This window comes from Streptomyces sp. NPDC048295 (assembly GCF_040652135.1).
Classification (GTDB): domain Bacteria; phylum Actinomycetota; class Actinomycetes; order Streptomycetales; family Streptomycetaceae; genus Streptomyces.
Genome location: NZ_JBEZLL010000013.1, coordinates 12,756 through 32,129, shown reverse-complemented (window position 1 = coordinate 32,129; position 19,374 = coordinate 12,756). Strand labels below are relative to the sequence as shown.

13 protein-coding genes are annotated in these 19,374 nt (G+C 72.1%); 8 read left to right on the top strand and 5 right to left on the bottom strand.

Features of this window, described 5'->3' with window-relative positions:
* Positions 1-967: 967 nt before the first annotated feature.
* On the top strand, positions 968-2,401 hold the full coding sequence (locus AB0D53_RS20230) for a bifunctional folylpolyglutamate synthase/dihydrofolate synthase (RefSeq protein ID WP_362448334.1): 1,434 nt from the start codon (positions 968-970) through the stop codon (positions 2,399-2,401).
* A 335-nt stretch (positions 2,402-2,736) separates the two neighbouring features.
* On the opposite strand, the gene argF is transcribed toward AB0D53_RS20230, so the two are convergent.
* Positions 2,737-3,729, bottom strand: coding sequence for an ornithine carbamoyltransferase (argF, locus tag AB0D53_RS20225; RefSeq protein ID WP_362448331.1), 993 nt, complete (start codon positions 3,727-3,729; stop codon positions 2,737-2,739).
* 191 nt (positions 3,730-3,920) lie between these two features.
* Between argF and AB0D53_RS20220 the strand changes: the two genes are divergently transcribed.
* The 6 genes from AB0D53_RS20220 (at position 3,921) to AB0D53_RS20195 (ending at position 12,689) form a co-directional block, all read left to right on the top strand.
* Positions 3,921-5,120: a glutamate--cysteine ligase gene (locus AB0D53_RS20220; protein ID WP_362448328.1), complete on the top strand. Its 1,200-nt coding sequence runs from the start codon at positions 3,921-3,923 to the stop codon at positions 5,118-5,120.
* A 606-nt stretch (positions 5,121-5,726) separates the two neighbouring features.
* Positions 5,727-6,551: a lipase family protein gene (locus AB0D53_RS20215; protein ID WP_362448325.1), complete on the top strand. Its 825-nt coding sequence runs from the start codon at positions 5,727-5,729 to the stop codon at positions 6,549-6,551.
* Between the two features lie 661 nt (positions 6,552-7,212).
* Complete coding sequence (locus AB0D53_RS20210; RefSeq protein ID WP_362448322.1) at positions 7,213-8,577, top strand: MFS transporter; 1,365 nt, start codon at positions 7,213-7,215, stop codon at positions 8,575-8,577.
* Positions 8,564-10,000, top strand: a complete 1,437-nt coding sequence (locus AB0D53_RS20205) for a hypothetical protein (protein WP_362448319.1) — start codon at positions 8,564-8,566, stop codon at positions 9,998-10,000. Before AB0D53_RS20210 ends, AB0D53_RS20205 begins: the two co-directional genes overlap by 14 nt.
* Positions 9,997-11,127, top strand: a complete 1,131-nt coding sequence (locus AB0D53_RS20200) for a DUF917 domain-containing protein (RefSeq protein ID WP_362448316.1) — start codon at positions 9,997-9,999, stop codon at positions 11,125-11,127. Before AB0D53_RS20205 ends, AB0D53_RS20200 begins: the two co-directional genes overlap by 4 nt.
* The gene (locus AB0D53_RS20195; protein ID WP_362448313.1) at positions 11,121-12,689 is read left to right on the top strand and encodes a helix-turn-helix domain-containing protein; all 1,569 of its coding nucleotides are present in this window, start codon (positions 11,121-11,123) and stop codon (positions 12,687-12,689) included. Before AB0D53_RS20200 ends, AB0D53_RS20195 begins: the two co-directional genes overlap by 7 nt.
* A 110-nt stretch (positions 12,690-12,799) precedes the next feature.
* Here the strand turns inward: AB0D53_RS20195 and AB0D53_RS20190 are convergent, their stop codons facing one another.
* The 4 genes from AB0D53_RS20190 to AB0D53_RS20175 form a co-directional block, all read right to left on the bottom strand.
* Complete coding sequence (locus tag AB0D53_RS20190) at positions 12,800-14,497, bottom strand: hydantoinase B/oxoprolinase family protein (protein ID WP_362448310.1); 1,698 nt, start codon at positions 14,495-14,497, stop codon at positions 12,800-12,802.
* The gene (locus tag AB0D53_RS20185) at positions 14,494-16,536 is read right to left on the bottom strand and encodes a hydantoinase/oxoprolinase family protein (RefSeq protein WP_362448307.1); all 2,043 of its coding nucleotides are present in this window, start codon (positions 16,534-16,536) and stop codon (positions 14,494-14,496) included. The genes AB0D53_RS20190 and AB0D53_RS20185 overlap by 4 nt, the downstream gene beginning before the upstream one ends.
* 110 nt (positions 16,537-16,646) lie before the next feature.
* A complete protein-coding gene (locus AB0D53_RS20180) occupies positions 16,647-17,111 on the bottom strand; it encodes a nuclear transport factor 2 family protein (protein WP_362448304.1) in 465 nt (154 codons plus the stop codon).
* 341 nt (positions 17,112-17,452) lie between these two features.
* Positions 17,453-18,478, bottom strand: coding sequence for a hypothetical protein (locus AB0D53_RS20175; RefSeq protein ID WP_362448301.1), 1,026 nt, complete (start codon positions 18,476-18,478; stop codon positions 17,453-17,455).
* Positions 18,479-18,578: 100 nt separating this feature from the next.
* On the opposite strand from AB0D53_RS20175, the gene AB0D53_RS20170 reads away from it, so the two are divergent.
* On the top strand, positions 18,579-19,235 hold the full coding sequence (locus AB0D53_RS20170) for a helix-turn-helix domain-containing protein (protein WP_362448298.1): 657 nt from the start codon (positions 18,579-18,581) through the stop codon (positions 19,233-19,235).
* The last annotated feature ends 139 nt before the right edge of the window (positions 19,236-19,374 follow it).

The following is a 19,374-nucleotide window of genomic DNA, read 5'->3' as shown; positions in this document are numbered from 1 at the left end:
AACGAGTCGTAAGCAGTGCTGAACGAGTCGTAGGCAGTCCGGACCGCCGCCTCGACGGTGACCGCGTCGGCCGAGGGACAATCCCTCGACCTCGCCACCACGTTCCGGATGGACGCCAGTTCGTCTTGCGAGCCCGGCGACCGAACGGCCGGAGGCCCTGCGGGATCGGCATGCTCCCCCGGCCCGGGGCGGCGGCTCAAGCCCCCGACGAGGAGGTTCGCACGGACATGAGGAGTCCGCTCCCCGACCTCCATGGCCGCACCTTGCCCATCCATGCCCCACGACCTCCAGACCAGAAACCGCACATTCCATTACAGACGCGACAGCATTCCTCGCGCTCATTGTCTGCTCGCCCGAACAAGATCGCCCGTCAGGCAGGCCAGCGGGGGTCGCCTCTCGGTCACGGGCAGGTCGTAGCAGCGCACCTGGTTGCAGGTCAGCAGGACACATTCGGTCCGGTGCCGGTACGGGACACCGAGTGGGCCCTCAACCTGACGGCGGCTCGGTAGTTCCAACCTTGCCCCCGCGTCCGCGGACACCCCCTCGCCGAGCCTCACCGCGCCGGCCACCGGTGCGGCGCCGGACCCACTCCCACACCGAAGCCGCGACGGTGCACCCCTCGGGCCCGGTGACAGCCGGCAGGCCATCACACCTGCGGGCCCGCCGGGTGCCGCAACAACACGGCTTCGCCGTCACAGGACAGCAGGGCAGCCATGGCGATACGCGGCGAGCAGGAACGTAGTCGTCTCATATCCCCAAGGCCCAACACCTCTCCGTGCAACGGCACTCCGGCGGCAACCGAAGCAACGCCCCTCTCAACCTGCCCCCGATGCCCTCGAACCGGTGCTGCCGCAGCTACCGACAGCCCGTCAGGCCGCCTGCAATGCAGCCGGAAAGGAGCGGGCAGCCTCACTCCGGTCCGCGATGCAAGGTGACGTTCTGCAAACAGAGGCCCTACGTCAACCCGGTGGCCGTCGCAGGGCTGCTGGACGCAGAATTCCTCACTCAGCGCTTCTGGTTGATCGCTCTCGGTGGCATGATCTGGCGGATGGACTACCAACGCTGCATCGACATCCTCACAACGGCGCACGAGAACCCGCACGGGCTTCCTCGGCCAGTGCGGCAGGCAAACGTCTCCCGACTGCTGGAGGCGCTGGGCCGTCCTGAGCGGGAACTGCGCGGGATGCTGGTGGTAGGGACGAACGGCAAAGGATCGACCTGCGCGTTCGCGGTGTCGGCGGTGGCCGCGACCGGCGCACGGGTGGGTAGTTTGCCCAGCCCGCACCTGCAGGAGCCCAGGGAGCGGATCCGGATCGATGGAGTTCCTGTCACGCGCGCCGAGTACACCGCGGCATTCGCCGAGGTCTGGCGCGTCATCGAGCAGCGCGGCCTGCACGTCCTGGCCCAGGGCATCTTCACCACCACCGCGGCCGTGCACTTCCGACGGGCGGGCGTCGGCCTGGCGGTGGCCGAGGCAAGCATCGGGGGGAGCAGGGCTGCGGCTGCGGAGCTCGGCCTGGACGTGAAGGTCCTCACCGGCGTCGGACTCGACCACACCCGGCTGCTCGGCAGCTCCCTGACCCAGATCGCTCAGGCCAAGATCGAAGCCGCGCAGGACGGGGACCATGTGGTTCTCGGGCGGCTGGCCCCCGAAGCGGCCACCAGCACGGAGCAGGTCCTCAAGAAGCGGACAGGACTGTCCGTGTGGCGCGTGGACCACGAGATCCACTACACCGCCCGTGCCGCCGGCCGCGACGGCAACCGCGGCCCGGCGACGCTGGTGGACGTCACCACTCCCCGCGCCGTGCACCGCGATCTGCCCTGCCCTCTGCCCGGCGCACACCAGCACCACAACCTGGCGGTCGCCATCGCCGCAGTGGACGCGATGGCCGAACGCGGCCACATTCGCGAGCCGGACGGCGAACGGCTGCGCGCACAACTGGCGGCCACACGCTGGCCCGGCCGCCTTGAACTCATCCCCCATGCCCGGCTGGACAATTGGACGGGCCGGGTCCTGCTCGAAGGCGCCACCAATCCGCAAGGTGTCGCGACCGTCGCACCGGAGATCCTTCGCCATGCGCGTGCCGACGGCCACTCGGGCCCGCCCGCGCTGGTCTTCGCCGCGATGGACGACAAGGACGTCTCCGGCATGCTCGCCCCGCTGCCCTCCGACTGGCCTCTGGTCCTCACCCGCACCGACTCGCACCAGGCCGCGGACCCCACCACCTTGCACAACCGCCTCTCCCCCGACCGCCAAGGACCGTGCCTGACAGCCGAGGACACCTCATCGGCGCTGCGCCGGGCCGCCGAACTCGTCGGGCCCGGCGGCCTGATCGTCGTCTTCGGCTCGCTGCGCCTCATCGGCGAAACCCGCACAGCGCTCGCCCTGCCACCCTCGTGATGCCTCTGGGCCCGGGGCCGGATCCGGAGAACCGGCCCCGGGGGCTCAGCCGACAGGTGCCGGCTTCTGTGTGTCACCTTGTCCGTCAGGTATCAGCGAAGCTGAGGACAGCACGAGTGCGTAGAACTCCTCGGATTCGGTCGGCCGGTAGATCTTGCCGCTGTGGTCACTGGCCTTGGTTCCGCATTCGGATACCGCTGAAGCGCTGCTGACGAGGGCCACTGGGGCTGCGAAGCTGCCCACGGCCAAGGCCCCCGCGAGGGCCGGCGCAAGGATTGTCCTGCGCACCGTCTTTCTCCTCTGCCGCTCCGAGTTCAGGGGTGCGTACCTGTGGGTCATCGGCTGGTGTTGAGGAGGGTGTGCAGGACGGATTGGGCGGTGGGCAGCCTGTTCGCGGCCTGGCGCCATGCCAGTGAGTGCGGTCCGTCCAGCACTTCGGAGGTGATCTCCTCGCCGCGGTTGGCGGGCAGGCAGTGCAGGGCAACGGCGTCCGGTCCGGCCCGATCGAGAAGTGCCGTGTCGACGCGGTAGTCGGCGAACCGGCGTCGGCGGTCTTCCTCTTCGTCAGGCCGGTCCATCGGCACCCACACCTCGGCGTAGACCGCATCGGTGTCGCGGACCGCATCGTGCGGCTCGGGGGTGAACGTCACGGACCCGCCGGTGTGCTCCATGGTGCGGCGAGCACCGGCGAGTACGTCGGGGGCCATCTCGTAGCCGGGCGGGCTGGCGATGGTCAGGTGCATTCCGGCCGCCGCGCACGCCTCCAGGAAGGAGGTACAGGTGTTGCTCCGGGCGTCGCCGACGAAGGCGGCCCGTAGTCCCTGCGTGCGGCCGAAGTGTTCGGTCAGTGCAAGCAGGTCGGCCAGCGACTGGCAGGGGTGGTGGTCGTTGGACAGGGCGTTGACCACCGGGACGGTTGCGGTATCGGCCAGCTCCTGCACCGTGCGGTGCTCAAAGGTGCGCAGGGTGATGGCGTCCAGGTAGGTGGAGAGGACACGGGCGGTGTCGGCCCAGGTCTCGCCGTGCCCCAGCTGCATTTCCCGTGTGTCGAGCGGGACGGTGGTCATCCCCAGCCGGTACGCCGCCACCGTCAGCGACACGCGCGTTCGCGTGGACGGCTTTTCGAAGATGCAGCCCAGCGCGGCCCCGCGGCAGCTGTGCTGCCAGCCCAGCGGGTCCGCCTTCATCTCCGCGGCCAGAGCGAGCACGCCGGAGAGCTCCTGGGGGGTCAGATCGCTCACGCGCAGCAGCCGGCCGGGGCGGCGGCCGCTGTGGTCAGAGGGCCGGTCGTCTTCGAAGGGGCGTTCCGCTGCCTGTGGGGTTGTCATGGTCCAGCCTCCTGCTCTCAGCTGCGGGTCGAGACAGCGGGCGCCGGAGCCCATCCTGGTTGCGGCCGGGTGGGGCCGCGCGGCGGGGCACCCGTTCGGGCGGCGGGGCTGGCCGCCGCGGCGCCTGCGGACCACGCTGGCTAACGGCAGCAGGGCCCCGGCGAGAGCGGTGCTCCAAAGGGGAGACGCGGATGAGGTGGGCACAGATGGAGCAGACCGGCACGCAGCAGCCGCCGCTCGGAGTGGAGGAGGAGTTCTTCCTGGTCGATCCGGAAACCGGAGCTGCCGCGGCGGCCGGCGAGCGGGTGGTGGCACGTGCGGTGGCGTTGCTGGGGGACCTGGTGGCCGGGGAGCTGTCGGAGTACCAGGTGGAGGTCAGAACACCACCGTGCCGGAGCCTTGCGCAGCTGACGTGGCACCTGGACCGTGCCCGGAGGTGCATCGCCGCGGCGGCGGCCGCCGAGGGACTCGGGGTGGTCGCGTCGGGAACACCGCTGCTCGGGGCCCGTACTCCGGTGCCGCTGCGCGCCGACCCTCGCTATCGGGACGGGATCGAGGAGTTCCGGGCACTGAACGACTCCTTCGCGTCGTGTGCCTTGCACGTGCATGTCCAGGTGCCCGACCGCGAAGAGGCCGTCTACGTCAGCAACCATCTGCGTCCCTGGCTGCCCACTCTGGTGGCCATGGCTGCCAACTCTCCCTTCTGGGACGAGCGGGACAGCGGATACGCCAGCTGGCGCACCCTGGCAGCCAGCCGATGGCCGGTCGCCGGCCCGCCTCCTTACTTCTCCTCCTTCCAGCACTTCGTCACCCTGACCGAGGCCCTCCAGAAGTCCGGTGCCACGCTCGGCGAGCGCACCTTGTACTGGGATGTGCGCCCGTGCGCTCATCTGCCCACTGTGGAGATCCGCGCCATGGACGTCACCGCCGATGTCGAGGAGGCCGCGGCACTTGCGGTGCTGGTGCGGGCGATGGTGGTGCAGGCCCTGGAGCGGGTTCGGCGCGGCGATCCGGGGCCGCCGGTGAGCGAGGCCTTGATGCGCGCCGCCTATTGGCGTTCCGCTCGGGACGGTTGGCCCGGTCACGGCCTCAGTCCTTGCAACGGGCTGCTGGTCTCCACCCGTCAGATGGCCCGGGAACTGCTGGCCTACGCCGGTCCCGCGCTGGCGGAGCACGGTGAACTGCGTTCGGTCGTGGCCGTCTTGCGACGAACAGCGGCGGAAGGAGGCGGTGCCGGCCGGCAGCGGGCAGCCCACCGCCACCGCGCGAAACTGCAGGATGTCGTGACCCACCTGGCCGAGCACACCATCCGCCCCGCCAAGCATGCGGCCACGAAGAAGGCCCGTATCCGGACGGACCGGTCCTGGATCGCCCGGCACGCGGCCAAGTAGTGGGGCTCGGACCACGAAGTGCGGGCCGAAGAACCGAGTTTCCAAAGCCACTACCCCCACCTGGCCGAGGAAGTCCGCGCCGGCCACAGGCTGCCGCTACGTTCCTCCTGTTCTTGCTGCCTCGGCCTGCAGACATGGACCCGTCTCCGCCCCGGCCCGGGAGGCGTACACGACCGGGATGCTGCGGCTGCTGACCCGATACGAGCCGGACCTGCGGACGTTTGCGAACATTCGCGGACGATTATGGACGCTTGTCCGCCCAGCGGCCGGTGGTCGACGACTGCCGCGTGTGCCCGCGCCGAGGCGGCCTACTTGACGATGCAGGACTTCATGAGTCGCTGACGCAGATACGAGCTGTTCAGGTGAGCTGACGGCATGCGCCCGACGAGCTGCCTCCGAGGCGCCTGTCGGCCGCCCAGATGTTCTTCTGTCCGCCTGCGTGTCGGCCCGGGGCCGCCCGGGTGACGGGAGGGTGTCGCTCACCGCGGCCGAGGCCGGGACGGTCTACGACAGGCAGGTGGCCATTCCCGCGGTGCGGCCCCGCGCCGCCGGCCGCCGTCCGGTGCGGCGGCCGGTCCGGGAACGTGCAGAGAGACGAGGATCGCGATGGCTGTGCCGGTGGTGTTCGACCAGCAGTCTGCTGGATACAGCGTGGAGCGGGCCTACTGGCTGGCCCGCGCGTGCGACCTGGCCTACAAGGACCGGACGGTGATCGAGAATCAGGCAGGCGCATGGGGCTTCGGCGCGGTGCGGCATCACGAGACCGTGTTCACCGCACCGTTCCCGCTGCAGGACACCCAGGCGTACACGATGGCCGGTGACGGCATGATCGTCACCGCGTTCCGGGGAACGGAACCGGCGCAGATCAAGGACTGGCTCACCGACGCGTCCACCCCGCCCTGGCCGGGCCCGGCCGGCACCGGTTACGTGCACCACGGCTTCGCCGAAGCCCTCGACTCCGTCTTCCCCGGCGTCCGGGACGCCGTCGCCGAACTGCGCACGAACGGACAGGCGGTGTACTTCACCGGTCACAGCCTCGGCGGGGCGCTGGCCATGCTGGCCGGCGCCCGCATGGCACTGGAGCACCCGAAGCTGGCTGCCGACGGCGTCTACACCTACGGCCAGCCCCGCACCTGCGACCGTCTGCTCGCCAACGCGTTCAATCAGGGCCTCAGGGACCGGGTGTTCCGGTTCGTCAACAACAACGACATCGTCCCCCAGCTCCCGCCCGAGCCCGCATTCACCCATACCAAGGCACTGCGCTGGATCGACTCCGCCGGGCGCCTGCACGACAGCGGCCCCTCGCTCCTGACCGGCCTGGGCGACCGGGTCACAGGACTGACCGCGGACCTCTTCGCACCGGCCGGCGACGGCATCCGCGACCATTTCATGGCCAGCTACCTGACCGCGCTCGAAACGAACATCCCCTGACGACTCGACACATCGGTCACCGGACGATCCGGGTACGGGCCCACCCCCGGCGACTGCGGCAGCCCCCTCCCCAGGCCCGTTCCCGGGCTCACTGAGATGCTGCGCGTGGGACTGGTTCCCGTCACCGGGAGCCGGGGCGGGAGCGGTCCACGTCGTGGTCGCGGCGCCCTTGTAGCGGTCGTCCGGAAGACCGGCAGAGGCCTGCTCGCAGCGGTGGCCCCAGTCCGGGGAGGGCGCCTTGCCGCGGTCGGCGGTGTACGGGGGCCGGTGCGGGTGACGATGTGCCGGGGCCGGTACAGGTGACGGTGGTGCCGTCGCCCATGTGCCACCGGATCGTCGACACCGTCGCGCCGGCGGTGACCGTGACGCCGCCCGCCGTCATCGTCGCGGAGGCCGGTCCGTACGACGCCGCCGACGGGGTCGCCCACATCCACACCGGCATCCCGGCCCCCGCCCCGGCCGCTGCGCGCCGACGCCGGGGTACCGTGGCAGTTCTCCGCCGGTGCGGCCTCCTCCGCAGGCCACCGGGGCACACAGCACAGCGGCCCTCCACTCCCCTGTGCGCTGCGCACAGGTTCCCGCTCCCGGGCCTGTCTACTGTGCCGCCATCCCCACCCGCCGAGGGGTGAGTCGGTCGGTACGAAAGCCTGGAGGACAGCCGGTGAGCGCAACAACCGCACGTTCCGGTGGAACCGGAGAACCCCTGGAGACGGGGCCGGGCGAAACCGCCGGCCTGCGGCCCATCGGCGCCTGCTTCGAGGCCATGCCGTTCGGGCGCGCCCACGTCCTGGCGGCGCTGGCCCTGTTCATGGCCTTCGTCATCGAGTCGTGGGAGCAGCTCGCCCTCGTCTATGTCTCCGGCGATCTCGGCGACGCGTTCTCCATCGACACCGGCCGGATCGGCTGGGTGCTGTCCGCCGTCGCACTCGGCATGATCCCCGGCGCGCTGGTCTGGGGTCCGGTCTCGGACCGGATCGGCCGGCGCGCGGTCTGTCTGTGGAGCCTGTCCGCCTACGGGGTCATCGCGCTGGCCTCGGCGTTCTCCCCGAACTTCACGGTCCTGCTGGTCACCCGGGTGTTGTCGGGTCTGGCGCTGGCCGGTATCTACACGGTCACCTTCCCGTACTTCCTGGAGCTGCTGCCGTCCCGGATGCGTGGCCGGGCCGCGGTCTATCTGTCGATCGGCTGGCCGATCGGGGTGCTGGCCGCGGTCGGCGTGACGCAGTTGCTGGCAAGCCTCGGCTGGCATGTGGTGGCCATCGCCTCCGCCCTGGCCGGGCTCTGGGTCTTCGCGATCCGCGCCTGGGTTCCGGAGTCCCCGTACTGGCTGGCCGCGCAGAACCGTCACGACGACGCCGCTGCCGTACTGCGCAGGCTGGGCGTCGACGTCCCGGACGGCACCCGCTTCGCCGTGGTCGCCCCCGAGCGGGCCGGACGCCCGGTGGAGCTGCTGCGTGGCAGGCTGCTGCGGATCACGGTGCTGATGCTCGTCGTGAACTTCACCTTCAACTGGGGCTATTGGGGCCTGCAGACCTGGCTGCCGACGCTGCTCCAGGACAAGGGCCTGAGCATGTCGGCGAGTCTCGGCTTCGTCGCTCTGAGCGCGCTGTTCATGATCCCCGGCTATGTGTCGGCGTCGCTGCTGACCGGACGCTTCGGCCGCAAGAAGGTCTTCCTGCCGTACGTGGCACTCGCCGCGATCAGCGGAATCTTCTTCGCCTACTCCAGTTCCCTGACCGAGTTGTACATCGCGAACTTCGCCCTCGCCTTCTTCAGCCTCGGCGCCTGGGGTGTCTGGAACACCTGGAACGGCGAGTTCTTCCCGACCGCACTGCGTGGTACGGGGTACTCCTGGGCCACCGCCGCCCAGCTGGTGGCGACCTCCCTCGCGCCCTCGGTGGTCGGTCTTCTCCTGGCTCAGGCGACCGGGTTCTCCACGACGATCCTGTTCATCACGGCCTTCCTGGTGGTGGCGCTGCTCTTCGCCGCCCCGCTGCCGGAGACCGAGGGGCGTGACCTGGAATAGCGGCCCGGCGCGCGGCGTCCGCATCGGCACCGCCTGCCCGGCCGACCGCCCCGTACCGGCCCGGCAGGCGCTCTCCACGGCGCGGTACCCAGGACGTGATGGCAGGATGACGCAGGTGAGACTAGGTGTGGACGTGGGGCGCACGACGACGGTCGCCGTTCTCGTACGCCCCGGCGACGCTCCTCCGGTGCATGCCGTGGTCGCGTCATCGCCCTCCCTCGACCGCTCGCTGCGCGATGTCCTCGACGCGCTGGACAGCCTCGGGGACGCACCGTACGACCGTGCCGACGTCGTCTGTCTCACGACCGATCTCGACCGCACGCCGAACACACCCTCCCCCGTCGCCGTACTCCGCATCTCGCCCGCCGGCCATCCCGCGCTCGGCCCGTCGCCGCATCCGGGCGGGCTGACGCGGGTGGTCGCGGGCGGTTCGTCGCTCACCGGCCGACAGCTGGCACCGCTGGACCGGGCCGGCGTCGAGGCGTTCGCCCGGGAGGCCGCCGCGGCGTCGATCACCGCGTTCGCCGTCTGCGCGGCCGGGTCGCCCGCCCGGCCGGAGCCCGAACTGACCGCGGCCTCCGTGATCGCCCGGCTGCTGCCCGGTGCGCACATCACCCTCTCGTACGAGATAGGCTCCCCCGGCCTGCGCGAGCGGGAGAACGCCGCTGCCGCCAATGCCGCGCTCGGCACCTGGGCCGAGCACCTCACCGACACCGCCGGGCGAACGCTGCGCGCGCGTGGCATCACGGCTCCGCTCTTCCTCGCCCGGGACGACGCCGGTCTGGTCTCCGCCGAGTACGTCCGCCGCTATCCGGTGATCGCCACCGTCTCCGCCACTGCCTGCGCGCTGCGCGGGGCCGCGTTGCTGGCGGGCGCCGAGCGGGCCGTGGTCGTGGACGCGGCCAGCTCCTCGATCCGCTGCTCGGCCGTCGCGGACGGCGAGCTGGAGGCCGGGGACGCGGGCCCTGGGCCCGGCGGACTCTGGATGGATGTGGGCAGGCCCCGCCTGGACTCCCTGCCGTTCGGTGGCGAGGAACCGCCGGCCGACGCACGGCAGCGGGTGGAAGCGCTGGTGGCCGGTGTGCTGGAGCGCTCGCCGGGCAGCACGGTGCTGTACGCGGGCGGCGCGGCCCCGCTCTTCGGGGGCACGCCGGACGGTATCCGGGCAGCCGCGTACGGCGTGGCACGCGCGGACACCCGGGTGGAACTGGAGCAGGTGGTGGTCGCGCCGGGCCGCGCGGAACTGGACCGGGCCATCGTCCTGGCCCGCGACCAGGCGCTGGCGCGGGTCGTGTCGGCGGGTGCGGCGCCGGACGCGGCCCGGATCGCACGGACCGTCCACACACCCGTCTCGTATCTCCCGGGCGGGGTGCACCGGATCAGGGTCCGGGCCGTGGGCACACCGGCGGGAGCGACGTCGTGACCGGCGCACCGGCCCAGGTGGACGCCGCCGTGCTGGAGCGGCTGGCGGCCGGGTCGCTGGTACTGGCGGCGGGCGCGGCGGAATCGGCCTTCCGGGTGGCGCTGGACTGGGCGCGGGCGTCGGTCGCCGCACACGGGCCGGTGCGGCTGCTGGCCCCCGACGAGCTGAGCGGGTTGCGGCTCTGCGTGACCGTGACGCTGGTCGGCTCGTCGGCGGCGCTCGCCGAGCAGCTGCCGACGGGGATGGAGACGGTGCGGGCGGTGCGCGCCCTGGAACGGCTGCTGGGTACCCGCGCCGATGCGGTCGTCGCGCTGAACACAGCCGGTGAGAACGCCCTGCTGTCGGTGGCCGCGGCAGCCGACTGCGGGCTGCCACTGGTCGACGGTGACGGCTGCGGACGGGTGCTGCCGCTGCTGGAGCAGTCCACGTTCACGCTGGCCGGGGTGGCCGCGGCGCCTCTTGCGCTGGCGACCCCGTCGGGCGATCTGGTCGTGGTCGAGTCGGCGGGCGGGCGGGTGGAGGACCTGGTGCGGCCGCTGGTGCCCGCGGCCGGCGGCTGGGCGGTGGCCGTCTGCTACGCGATGCCGGGCGAGGTGCTGGCCGGTTCGGTGGTGCCGGGCACGGTCGGCCGGGCGATCCGCGCGGGCACGGCCCGGCCCCGCGATCTGTTCGCACCGTGGTCGCCGCGGCGGCTGTGCCGGGGCCGGATCACGGCGGTGGAGCACCCGGTGGGCGCCCAGGACGATCCGTACGGCTACGAGCCGCCGGACACGTACGACCTCACCGGGCCCGGTTTCGCCCCGCCGTGGCCGGCTCTTCCGTCCAGTCCGACGAGTGTGCTGGTCGCCGAGACCGAGGGGATCGGCCGCCACTTCCGGCTGGAGGCGCACAACGAGGTTCTGCTGGCGCTGGCGGACGGGGCGCCGGTCGCCGCCGCCCCGGACCAGATCCTGATCCTGTCGGCCTCCGCCGACCGGCGGGTGCTGGATGTGGAACGGGCGGTGCCGGGCGTGGAGGTAGAGGTGGTGGTCATCCCCGCCGCGCCCGCCTGGCACACGCCCGAAGGCCGCCGGCTGGCGCGTACCGGCGTGCTGGGTGCCCCCGGCGCGGAGGAGGAGTCATGGTGAACCGCCCCGCCGCCCGTCCTGTCCGCGAGGGCCCGCTCACCGTCGCGGAGCTCGTCCAGCAGGGGCGGCTCGCCGGGGTCCGGATGTCGGGGGCGAGCGGGCGGGACGCGGAGGTCCGTTCGGTGCGCATCGTGGACCGGACATCGGTGCTCGACACCCTCGAACCCCATACCGCGGTCGTGCTGACCGGGCGGGTCGCAGCCGCGGGCTGGACCGTGGAGATGGCGCTGCGCAAGGCGTGGGAGCACGCCGCAGCCTGTGTCGTGGTCACCGAGGCAGCGGTCCGGACCGGTTCCGTGGGCGCGCTCGCCGACCGTCTCGGGGTGCCGTTGCTGATCATCGACGAGGACGCGCTGGACGCCGCGGTCCGGATCGCCTCTGCGGTCGCACGCCCCGACGCCGGGCGCACCGCGCTGGTGGCCCAGGCGGCCCGTGCGCTCGCGGACACGGGTCCGCACGCCGGGCGGGTGCTGTCCGCCCTGCACGCGGTGCTGCCGTCCACGGCCGTCGCGCTGACCGGGCCGACGGGTGAACTGCTGGCGGGCCGGCGGACCGCGCTCTCGGCGCAGGGTGGTGCGCTCACCGTCCGGGTGGAGGTCCCGGACGGTGCCGGCGGCTCGCTGGGCGCGCTGGTCGCCCGGTCGGGCTCGCGGGTCGTGGGCTGGGGGGAGACGGTGCGCGACGTGCTCCGCCTCGCGGTCGCTCCGCTGACGGCCTGGTGCGCGGTGCGGCGTCTGGACGACGAACGGACCGGCCACCGCTCTGCGTTGCTCCTGCGCCGGCTGCTGGAGGCGGACGCAGGAGCCGTGGACGGTGACGGACCCGGCCAGGACGCCACGGGGGCGGGGCCCGGCGAGAACGAGCAGGCCGAGGCGGCCGCGCTGGGCTGGCCCGCCCGGGGTCCGCTCATCGGCTACGCGCTGCGTCCCGTCGCGGGCTGGGACGGCCCCGATCCCGGCCCCGCGCTGCGCGCGGTCTGGAGTGCGGTGGGGCCGGGCGGACCGCTGGTCGCGTACGGGCGTTGCTGGGTGGCCTGGCAATCGGTCGCCCCCGCGGACGGGGTGGATCCGCTGGAGGCGGCGACCCGGCAGCTGACCGACGTACTCACCGCGGCGGCCCCGTACGTGCCGGTCGCCGGCGGGGTGGCGGGCACGGGGGCCTCGTTGTCCGCGCTCGGCACGGTCCTGAGCGACGCGTGCGCGGCAGCCGGGGTGGCGGCCGCCGGGGAATCGGGGAGCGTGGTGCGTGGGGACCGGATGGGCGCGGCGCAACTTCTGTCCGCCGTGCCTTCCGAGATGCTGCGCGGTCCTGCGGAGGTGGTGCTCGCCCCACTGCTCGCAGCGGACCGGGACGGCACCCTGCTGCGTACGCTGGCGGTCGTGCTCGACGCGGGTGCGGCGCCGACGGCGGCAGCCGAGGTGCTCGGCGTGCACCGCAACACGGTGGCCGCCCGGCTGGAGCGTATCCGCGCGCTGGGCTTCGATCCCGATGACGCGTCTCAGCGGCTGGCACTGCACCTGGCGTGCCGGGTCCTGCTGCGCGACAGGGGCGCGGTGTCCTGAGGGCCGTTCCTTCGCGGCTCCGTCCGCCGTCGGCCTGAACACGGGGAGCCGGGACGCGGCGGTGGCGGAAGAACCCGCCGGGTTCTTCCGCCACCGTCCCGGCCGGTCCGTCAGGCGCCGTACACGGCTTCCGCGTGTCCGGCCGTCAGCAGGCCCTGGCGGACGTCCTCGGCGACTGCTTCGGCCGCCCGCTCCCCCGCCGGGCCGAAGCCGCCGCCGCCACCGCTCTCGCAGCGCAGCACATCGCCCTCGCGCACACGCAGCGCGTTGGCCTTCAGCAGTGAACGCCGGTCGTCGCGGCCCGGGTTGAGAGTCACCCGCGGCGCCGCCCCCGCGGTGCCCCCGAAGACACCCCAGGCGGGGGTGACCGACCGCTCCCACCAGAGTGAGAGCTGCTGGTCGGCGGCGAACCGGTACTGGCGCACCACTCCGTTGCCGCCGCGGGTACGGCCGGCGCCCGCGGAGTCGGGGCGGATCGCGTACTCCTCGACGCGTACCGGGAAAAGGGTCTCCAGCACCTCCACGGGCATGTCGCGCAGCGAGCCGTTGACGTTGTTGATCAGGCAGGACTCGCCGTCGGAGGCCTCCCAGGCGCCCCAGCCGCCGACCGTCGCCTCCTGCGAGACGAAGAGCTTTCCGCTGCGCGGGTCGGTTCCGGTGAACTGGACGATCATCGAGTCGCCGTAGCTGGCCGCGGCGGCACGGTCCGGGACGGCCGGGGCGAGCGCCTTGACGACCAGGTCGATGACGAGGCCGAGGTGAGAGTAGTAGTACTGGCAGGCGGCCGGTTCGACGGCGGCGAGCATGCTGCCGGGCCGGGTCAGTACGTCGAGCGGCTTGAACGACCCTCCGTTGAGCGGGACTTCACCGCTGACGAGCAGTTTGTAGCCGACCCGGCAGGCCGCGACGGTCTGTGCCGCACCGCAGTTGACGGGCCCGGTGGCCTGGTCGGCGCAGTCGGTGACGTCCATCGTCATGCGGTCGCCGTCGACGGTGACCCGGACGGTGACGTGCAGGGGTGTGCCGAGGTCGATGCCGTCGTCGTCGAGATGCCCCGTGGCCTCGTACACACCATCGGGGATCGCGGCGATCTCCCGGCGCTCCAGCCGCTCGGTCTGGGCGAAGATCGCGTCGCGGGCGGCGAGCACGGTCTTGAGGCCCCATCGTCCGACGATCTCCGCGAGCCTGCGGGCTCCGGTCCGGGCGCAGGCCACCTGAGCGCGCATGTCGCCGAGGGTGGGGTGCGGGAACCTGACCTGACGGGCGATCAGATCGTGGATGAGTACGCAGGGTTCGCCGTTCTCGTAGATCTTCAACGGGCCCATGCGCAGGCCCTCCTGATGGATCGACGTGGAGTCCATGGAGCCTCCCGGGTCCTTGGAGCCCATGTCGATCCAGTGCGCCCGGGAGGCCGCGAAGCCGACCAGTTCCTCCTCCACGAAGATCGGGCCGTAGACGGTGACGTCGTTGAGATGCGTGCCACCGATGTACGAGTCGTTCAGCACCCATACGTCGCCGGGCCGCCAGACGTCGGCGCCGTACATCCGCTCCGTGGCGCGCGTGCACTCCTCCAGGTTGCCGAGGAAGATCGGCAGGCCGGAGGACTGGCCCAGGACATGGTGGTCACGGTCCAGGAGCGCGACGGCGCAGTCCTTGGCCTCGTAGATGGTCGGGGTGTAGGAGGACCGGATCAGAGTGGTGTTCATGTCCTCGGCGGCCTGGAGCAGCGCGCAGCGGATGATCTCCGTGGTGATCGGGTCGATGGCGGCCGTGTCCGAGCCGTCCTTGGCGTTGGTGCCGGTGGTCATGAGACGCCTCCGAGCTTGATGACGAGGAATCCGTTGTCGTCCACGGTGACGGTGGCGTCCGGTGGGACGACGGTGGTGGCGGTGGCCTCGACGATGACGGCGGGACCGGGGATGTACTGCCCGGGGGCGAGGTGTTCGCGGCGCAGTACGGCGGTGTCGTGCGCGGCGCCCCCGAAGACGACCGGTTTGACGGGGGCTTCGGGCGCTTCGCCGGGCGCGGCCGCGTACGGGACGGCGGCGAATTCGGGGAGCCCGCCGAGCGCGGTGGTGCGCAGGGTGACGAACTCGACGGGGGCCTCGGGTGTCGCATGGCCGTATCGGCGCTCATGGAGCTGGGCGAAGCGCGCGGCGACCGATGCGAGGAAGCCGTCGGCGGCGGGCTCGGCGGGACCGGCGAGCGGCACGGTCAGGGTGTAGTCCTGGCCCTCGTACCGCATGTCGACGGCGTGCTCGATACGGTGCCGCTCGACCGGTACGCCCTGCTCGGCCAGGGCTTCGGCGCTCTCGGCCGCCAGGCCGGCGAGGGCTTCGGCCATCGCCGTGCCGTCGAGGCCGGCGCCAGGGGTGAAGAACTGGAGCGTGAGGTCGCGGCGGACTTCGGTGCCGAGCATGCCCCAGGCGGAGAACGCGCCGGGGAAGCGCGGTACGACGACCTCCTCGATACCCAGCTCGCGGGCGATCTCGACGGCATGCATGGGACCTGCTCCACCGAAGGCGAGCAGTACGAACTCGCGTGGTTCCAGGCCGTGTTCGACAGTGAGAGTCCGGATCGCCTGGGCCATCTTGGCGTTGGCGACGTCGCAGATGCCACCGGCCAGTTCGACGGGGTCGAGGCCGAGGGTTCCGGCGAGTTCCGCGACGGCCCCGTGGGCCGCCTCGGTGTCGAGGGTCATGTGCCCGCCGGCGAACCAGTCGGGGTCGACACGGCCGAGGACGGCATTGGCGTCGGTGACGGTGGCCCGGGTGCCGCCGCGTCCGTAGCAGGCGGGCCCGGGTACGGCACCGGCCGATTCGGGGCCGACCCGCAGCCCGCCCCCCTCTGCGTAGGCGAGCGAGCCGCCGCCCGCTCCGATGGTGTGCAGGTCGACGAGCGGCATCAGGACCGGGAAGCCGTCGGCGGCGCCCTCGTTGGAGATGTCGGGGCGGCCGCCGAGCACGAGTGACACGTCGAACGAGGTGCCGCCCATGTCGACGCAGATGGCGTTGGGCCGGCCGAGCAGCGCGGTGGCCGCGACTCCGCCCATGGTGCCGCCGACCGGCCCGGACAGCAGGGTCTGGAGGGGGTGGCGACGGGCGAAGGAGGCGTTGACGACCCCGCCCGAGGACTGCATGACCTGGACGGGAACGGTCAGCCCATGCGCGGCGAAGCGGTCCTCGATCCGGCCGAGGTAGCGGCGCACGACCGGGCCGGTGTACGCCTCCAGGACGGCGGACGAGGTGCGCTCGTATTCGCGCCATTCACGGGCCACCTGGTGGGAGAGCACGATCATCACGTCATCGCCGAGCTCCCCGGCGAGGATCTCGCCGGCCCGCAGTTCGTGGGCGGGGTTCACGTAGGAGAACAGCAGCGCGACGGCGACGGCGTCGAAGCCCTCGTCGCGGGCGCGGCGGGCAGTTGCCCGTACGGCGGCCTCGTCGAGCGGGGCCAGCTCGGTGCCGCGCGAGTCGAAGCGGCCGCCCGCCTCGGCGGTGGCGTACCGGTCCACGAGCGGCACGGGCTTACGGTAGTGCAGGTCGAACATGCGGTCCCGGTTGCCGCGGGCGATCTGGTAGACGTCGCGCAGCCCGGCCGAAGCGAGCAGCAGGACACGGGCGCCCTTGCGTTCCAGCAGGGCGTTGAGGCCCTGGGTGGTGCCGTGGACGAAGAAGGAGATGTCGGCGGGGTCGTCGACCGCCCGGCCCAGCGAGGAGAAGACGCCCTCGGCGAGGTCTCCCGGCGTGGTGGGGGTCTTCGCCGCTTCGAAGGTGCCGCGCGTCTCGTCGTACGCGACGACATCGGTGAATGTGCCACCGATGTCCATGGCCACCCGGTAAGTCATGTCGCCTCCCGGCATTCTCAGGGGAATGGCGTGACGCTATCGGCAAGGCACGGCGACCGGCTGTGCGCTGCGCACGGTGCACGGGGTCCGGCCGTGCGCAGCGCCCGGGGTCAGCCGACGGGGCCCGGCTGCCGCACGTCCTCGTGGAGGTGGACGATCCGCCAGGACGTTCCGGCCCGGTGCAGGATCACGGTGTTCCGGATGAGTTCGGGACGGTGCGGGGCGCCGTCCGGCGCGGGGGCGAAGTCCACCCGGAGCCAGAAGCGCAGGACGGCGATGTCGCCGAAGACGTCGATGGTGCGGTCGTACGCGGTGAGGCCGGTCTCCTGCGGCCCCTCACCGGCCGCCGGGCGGGCGTCGCGGATCCGGTCGAGGTCTGCCTTGCCGAGCAGGAGCGGGTCGGCGGCGGAGTCCCAGACGGTCGCTCCGGGATCGAGTGCCCGGTCGATCCCTGCACGGTCGCCCGCGTCGTACGCCGCGTACATCGCGGTGAGGACGGCCCATACCGCTTCGGCGTCGGCCGCCGACGCACCCGGCCGGGCGGTGGACGGGAGAGGCGGGGGGTTCTCGGTCATGGTGGTGCTCCTGAGCGGATTCGGGGGTGCGACGGCGGCCAAGCTACACAGCCGCCGGCCGGGCCGCCGCCCGCACCCCCGTCGCTCATTCCGTCCGGCGGAGGGCCTCGGCCAGGATCTCCGCTCCCTGCTCCGCCTCCGGGACGACCGGGTCCATGTGGCCCGTTCGCCGTCGCCTGCATGGTGTTGATGAGTGCGTTCGGAGTGCACGGGACGAAGGTCGCTCCGGCCGGGCGCCGGCCCGGATCGTCACGTCGGGAGCCGGGCCGGGACCCGGACTTCAGGGACAGGTGGTGGGCACCGGCCGCGCCCCGGGTCGTGGTGACCGTGTACGGGGTCTGTCACCTCCGGTACCGCTGCGCCACTGCCGCAAAGGCGGCCTTGGGTTCCCATTCCATGTCGGGATAGGTCTGCCCCCGGCGCCCTTCGAGGAGTTTGACGATGCCCAGGCCGGCCCGGTCCAAGTCGTCCCGGGGGTCGCCGTCCGGGCGGTGCGGGTAGCCGGGCAAAGCGAACAGGAACACGAACGCGCTGTCCACGCCCTCGGTGTCGAAGATCTCCAGCAGCTCGCTCAGGTACGCGGCCTGGCCGGCCTCGTCACGGTCGTACATGCCGTTCAACCGTACCGGGGCCTTGGTCCCCGGGTCGTGCTCGACCACTTCCAGCACCCGCCCACCGCGGTCTCCCGCGCCGCGGTAGGCCGCGGTGCCGAACCCCGTGATGGCGAGCGGCTTCGGACCCTGGGCCAGGGTGCGTACCGCGTCCCGGAACCGGTCGGCGACCTCGGCGGAGCGGATCAGCTCGAACGTCACCATGTCGAAGGGATTCCAGTCGACCTGCTCGAACTGGATGGCCGCGTAGGTGAGTTTGCCCTGGAAGCGCTCGCGGACCGCGGCCGCGGCGTCGCGGAGGAATGCGTTGATGCGCGCGCCGAGTCCACGCATCGCCTCGGCACGCCGCTCGGGTCGGCCCATCAGCTGCTCGACCCGCTCCTCAGGGCTCCCTCCGGGCAGGAACCCGCGGTTCATCACGCTCAGTTCGACCCCTGCGACGAACACGACCGCGGCTCCCTGCTGCCGAATCCGTTCCGCTCGCTCGGCGCAGTCGCGGAAGAGCGTGAGGATCTGCTCCGGGTCCAGCTCCAGCGGATAGGGCGAGAACCAGACCTCCAGGCCGAGTTCGGCGGCGGCACCGGCGGCCAGCTCCAGTCGGTCCGGGTCGCCGCCGATGATCTGGACGGCATTGCAGTGCAGGTCGTCGCGGATGATGGCGAGTTCCCGCCGGACCACCGCAGGGTCGAGCCGATCGCGGGATATGTGGCCGTGCACGACGAATCCGGTGTCGTAGGTCATTCCTCTTGCTCGCATGCTGACGTCCTCTCTGTCGGTATCGGCGGGTCGAGACTGACAAGAAAAGTGCGCGCACGCAAGTTTGCGTGCACGCAGCCATGTATGGAACGCTGACGCCGTGACGACACCACCATCAGGACTGCGAGAGCGGAAGAAGCAGGCCACACGCGAGGCGCTCCGCACGGCGGCCCTGCGCCTGGCCGTGGAGCGCGGACCGGACCAGGTACGGGTCGAGGACATCGCCGAGGCCGCCGGGGTCTCGCCACGCACCTACAACAACTACTTCGCCAGTCGCGAACAGGCGATCGTCTCCGCCGTCACCGCGGACCGGGAGGCGCGCATCGCGGCGGCGGTCGCGGCCCGGCCCGCCGGAGTGCGCCTGGCCGACGCTGTCACCGAAGCAGTGGTCGAGCAGTACACGAGCACCGGTGAGCGCGAACACGAGGCGCTGCTGCTGATCACCACCCGGACCGCGCTGCGGGACGCGTTCCTCGATTCCACCGCCGGCATCGAGCCCCCTCTCACAGCGGTGATCGCCGAACGCATGGGTGACGCCGGAGCGCACACCGCCCGCGTTCTCGCGGCGAGCGTGGCCGCGGCGGTGCGCATCGCACTGGAGGGCTGGCTCCGGCCGGCCGGCAGCGCAGAGGCCGCCGGGAGCCTCGGTGCCGGAGTACTGGTCGTACCCTCCGGCTCACTGCCCGACCAGCTGCGCGCGGCGCTGTCCCCGCTCGCGCCCGCGCTCGACGCCGCCGAGCAACGCACCCGGCCGTGAAGTCGACCCGCCCGGGGCATCCGCTGGACGAACAGTGGCCCGGAATGCGGATGCACCATCACAGGTCAGCCCGTCGGCTCCCGTCCCACGCCCCCGGAACCCACCCACCCGTGTTCTCGATCAACCATCAGCACCCCGG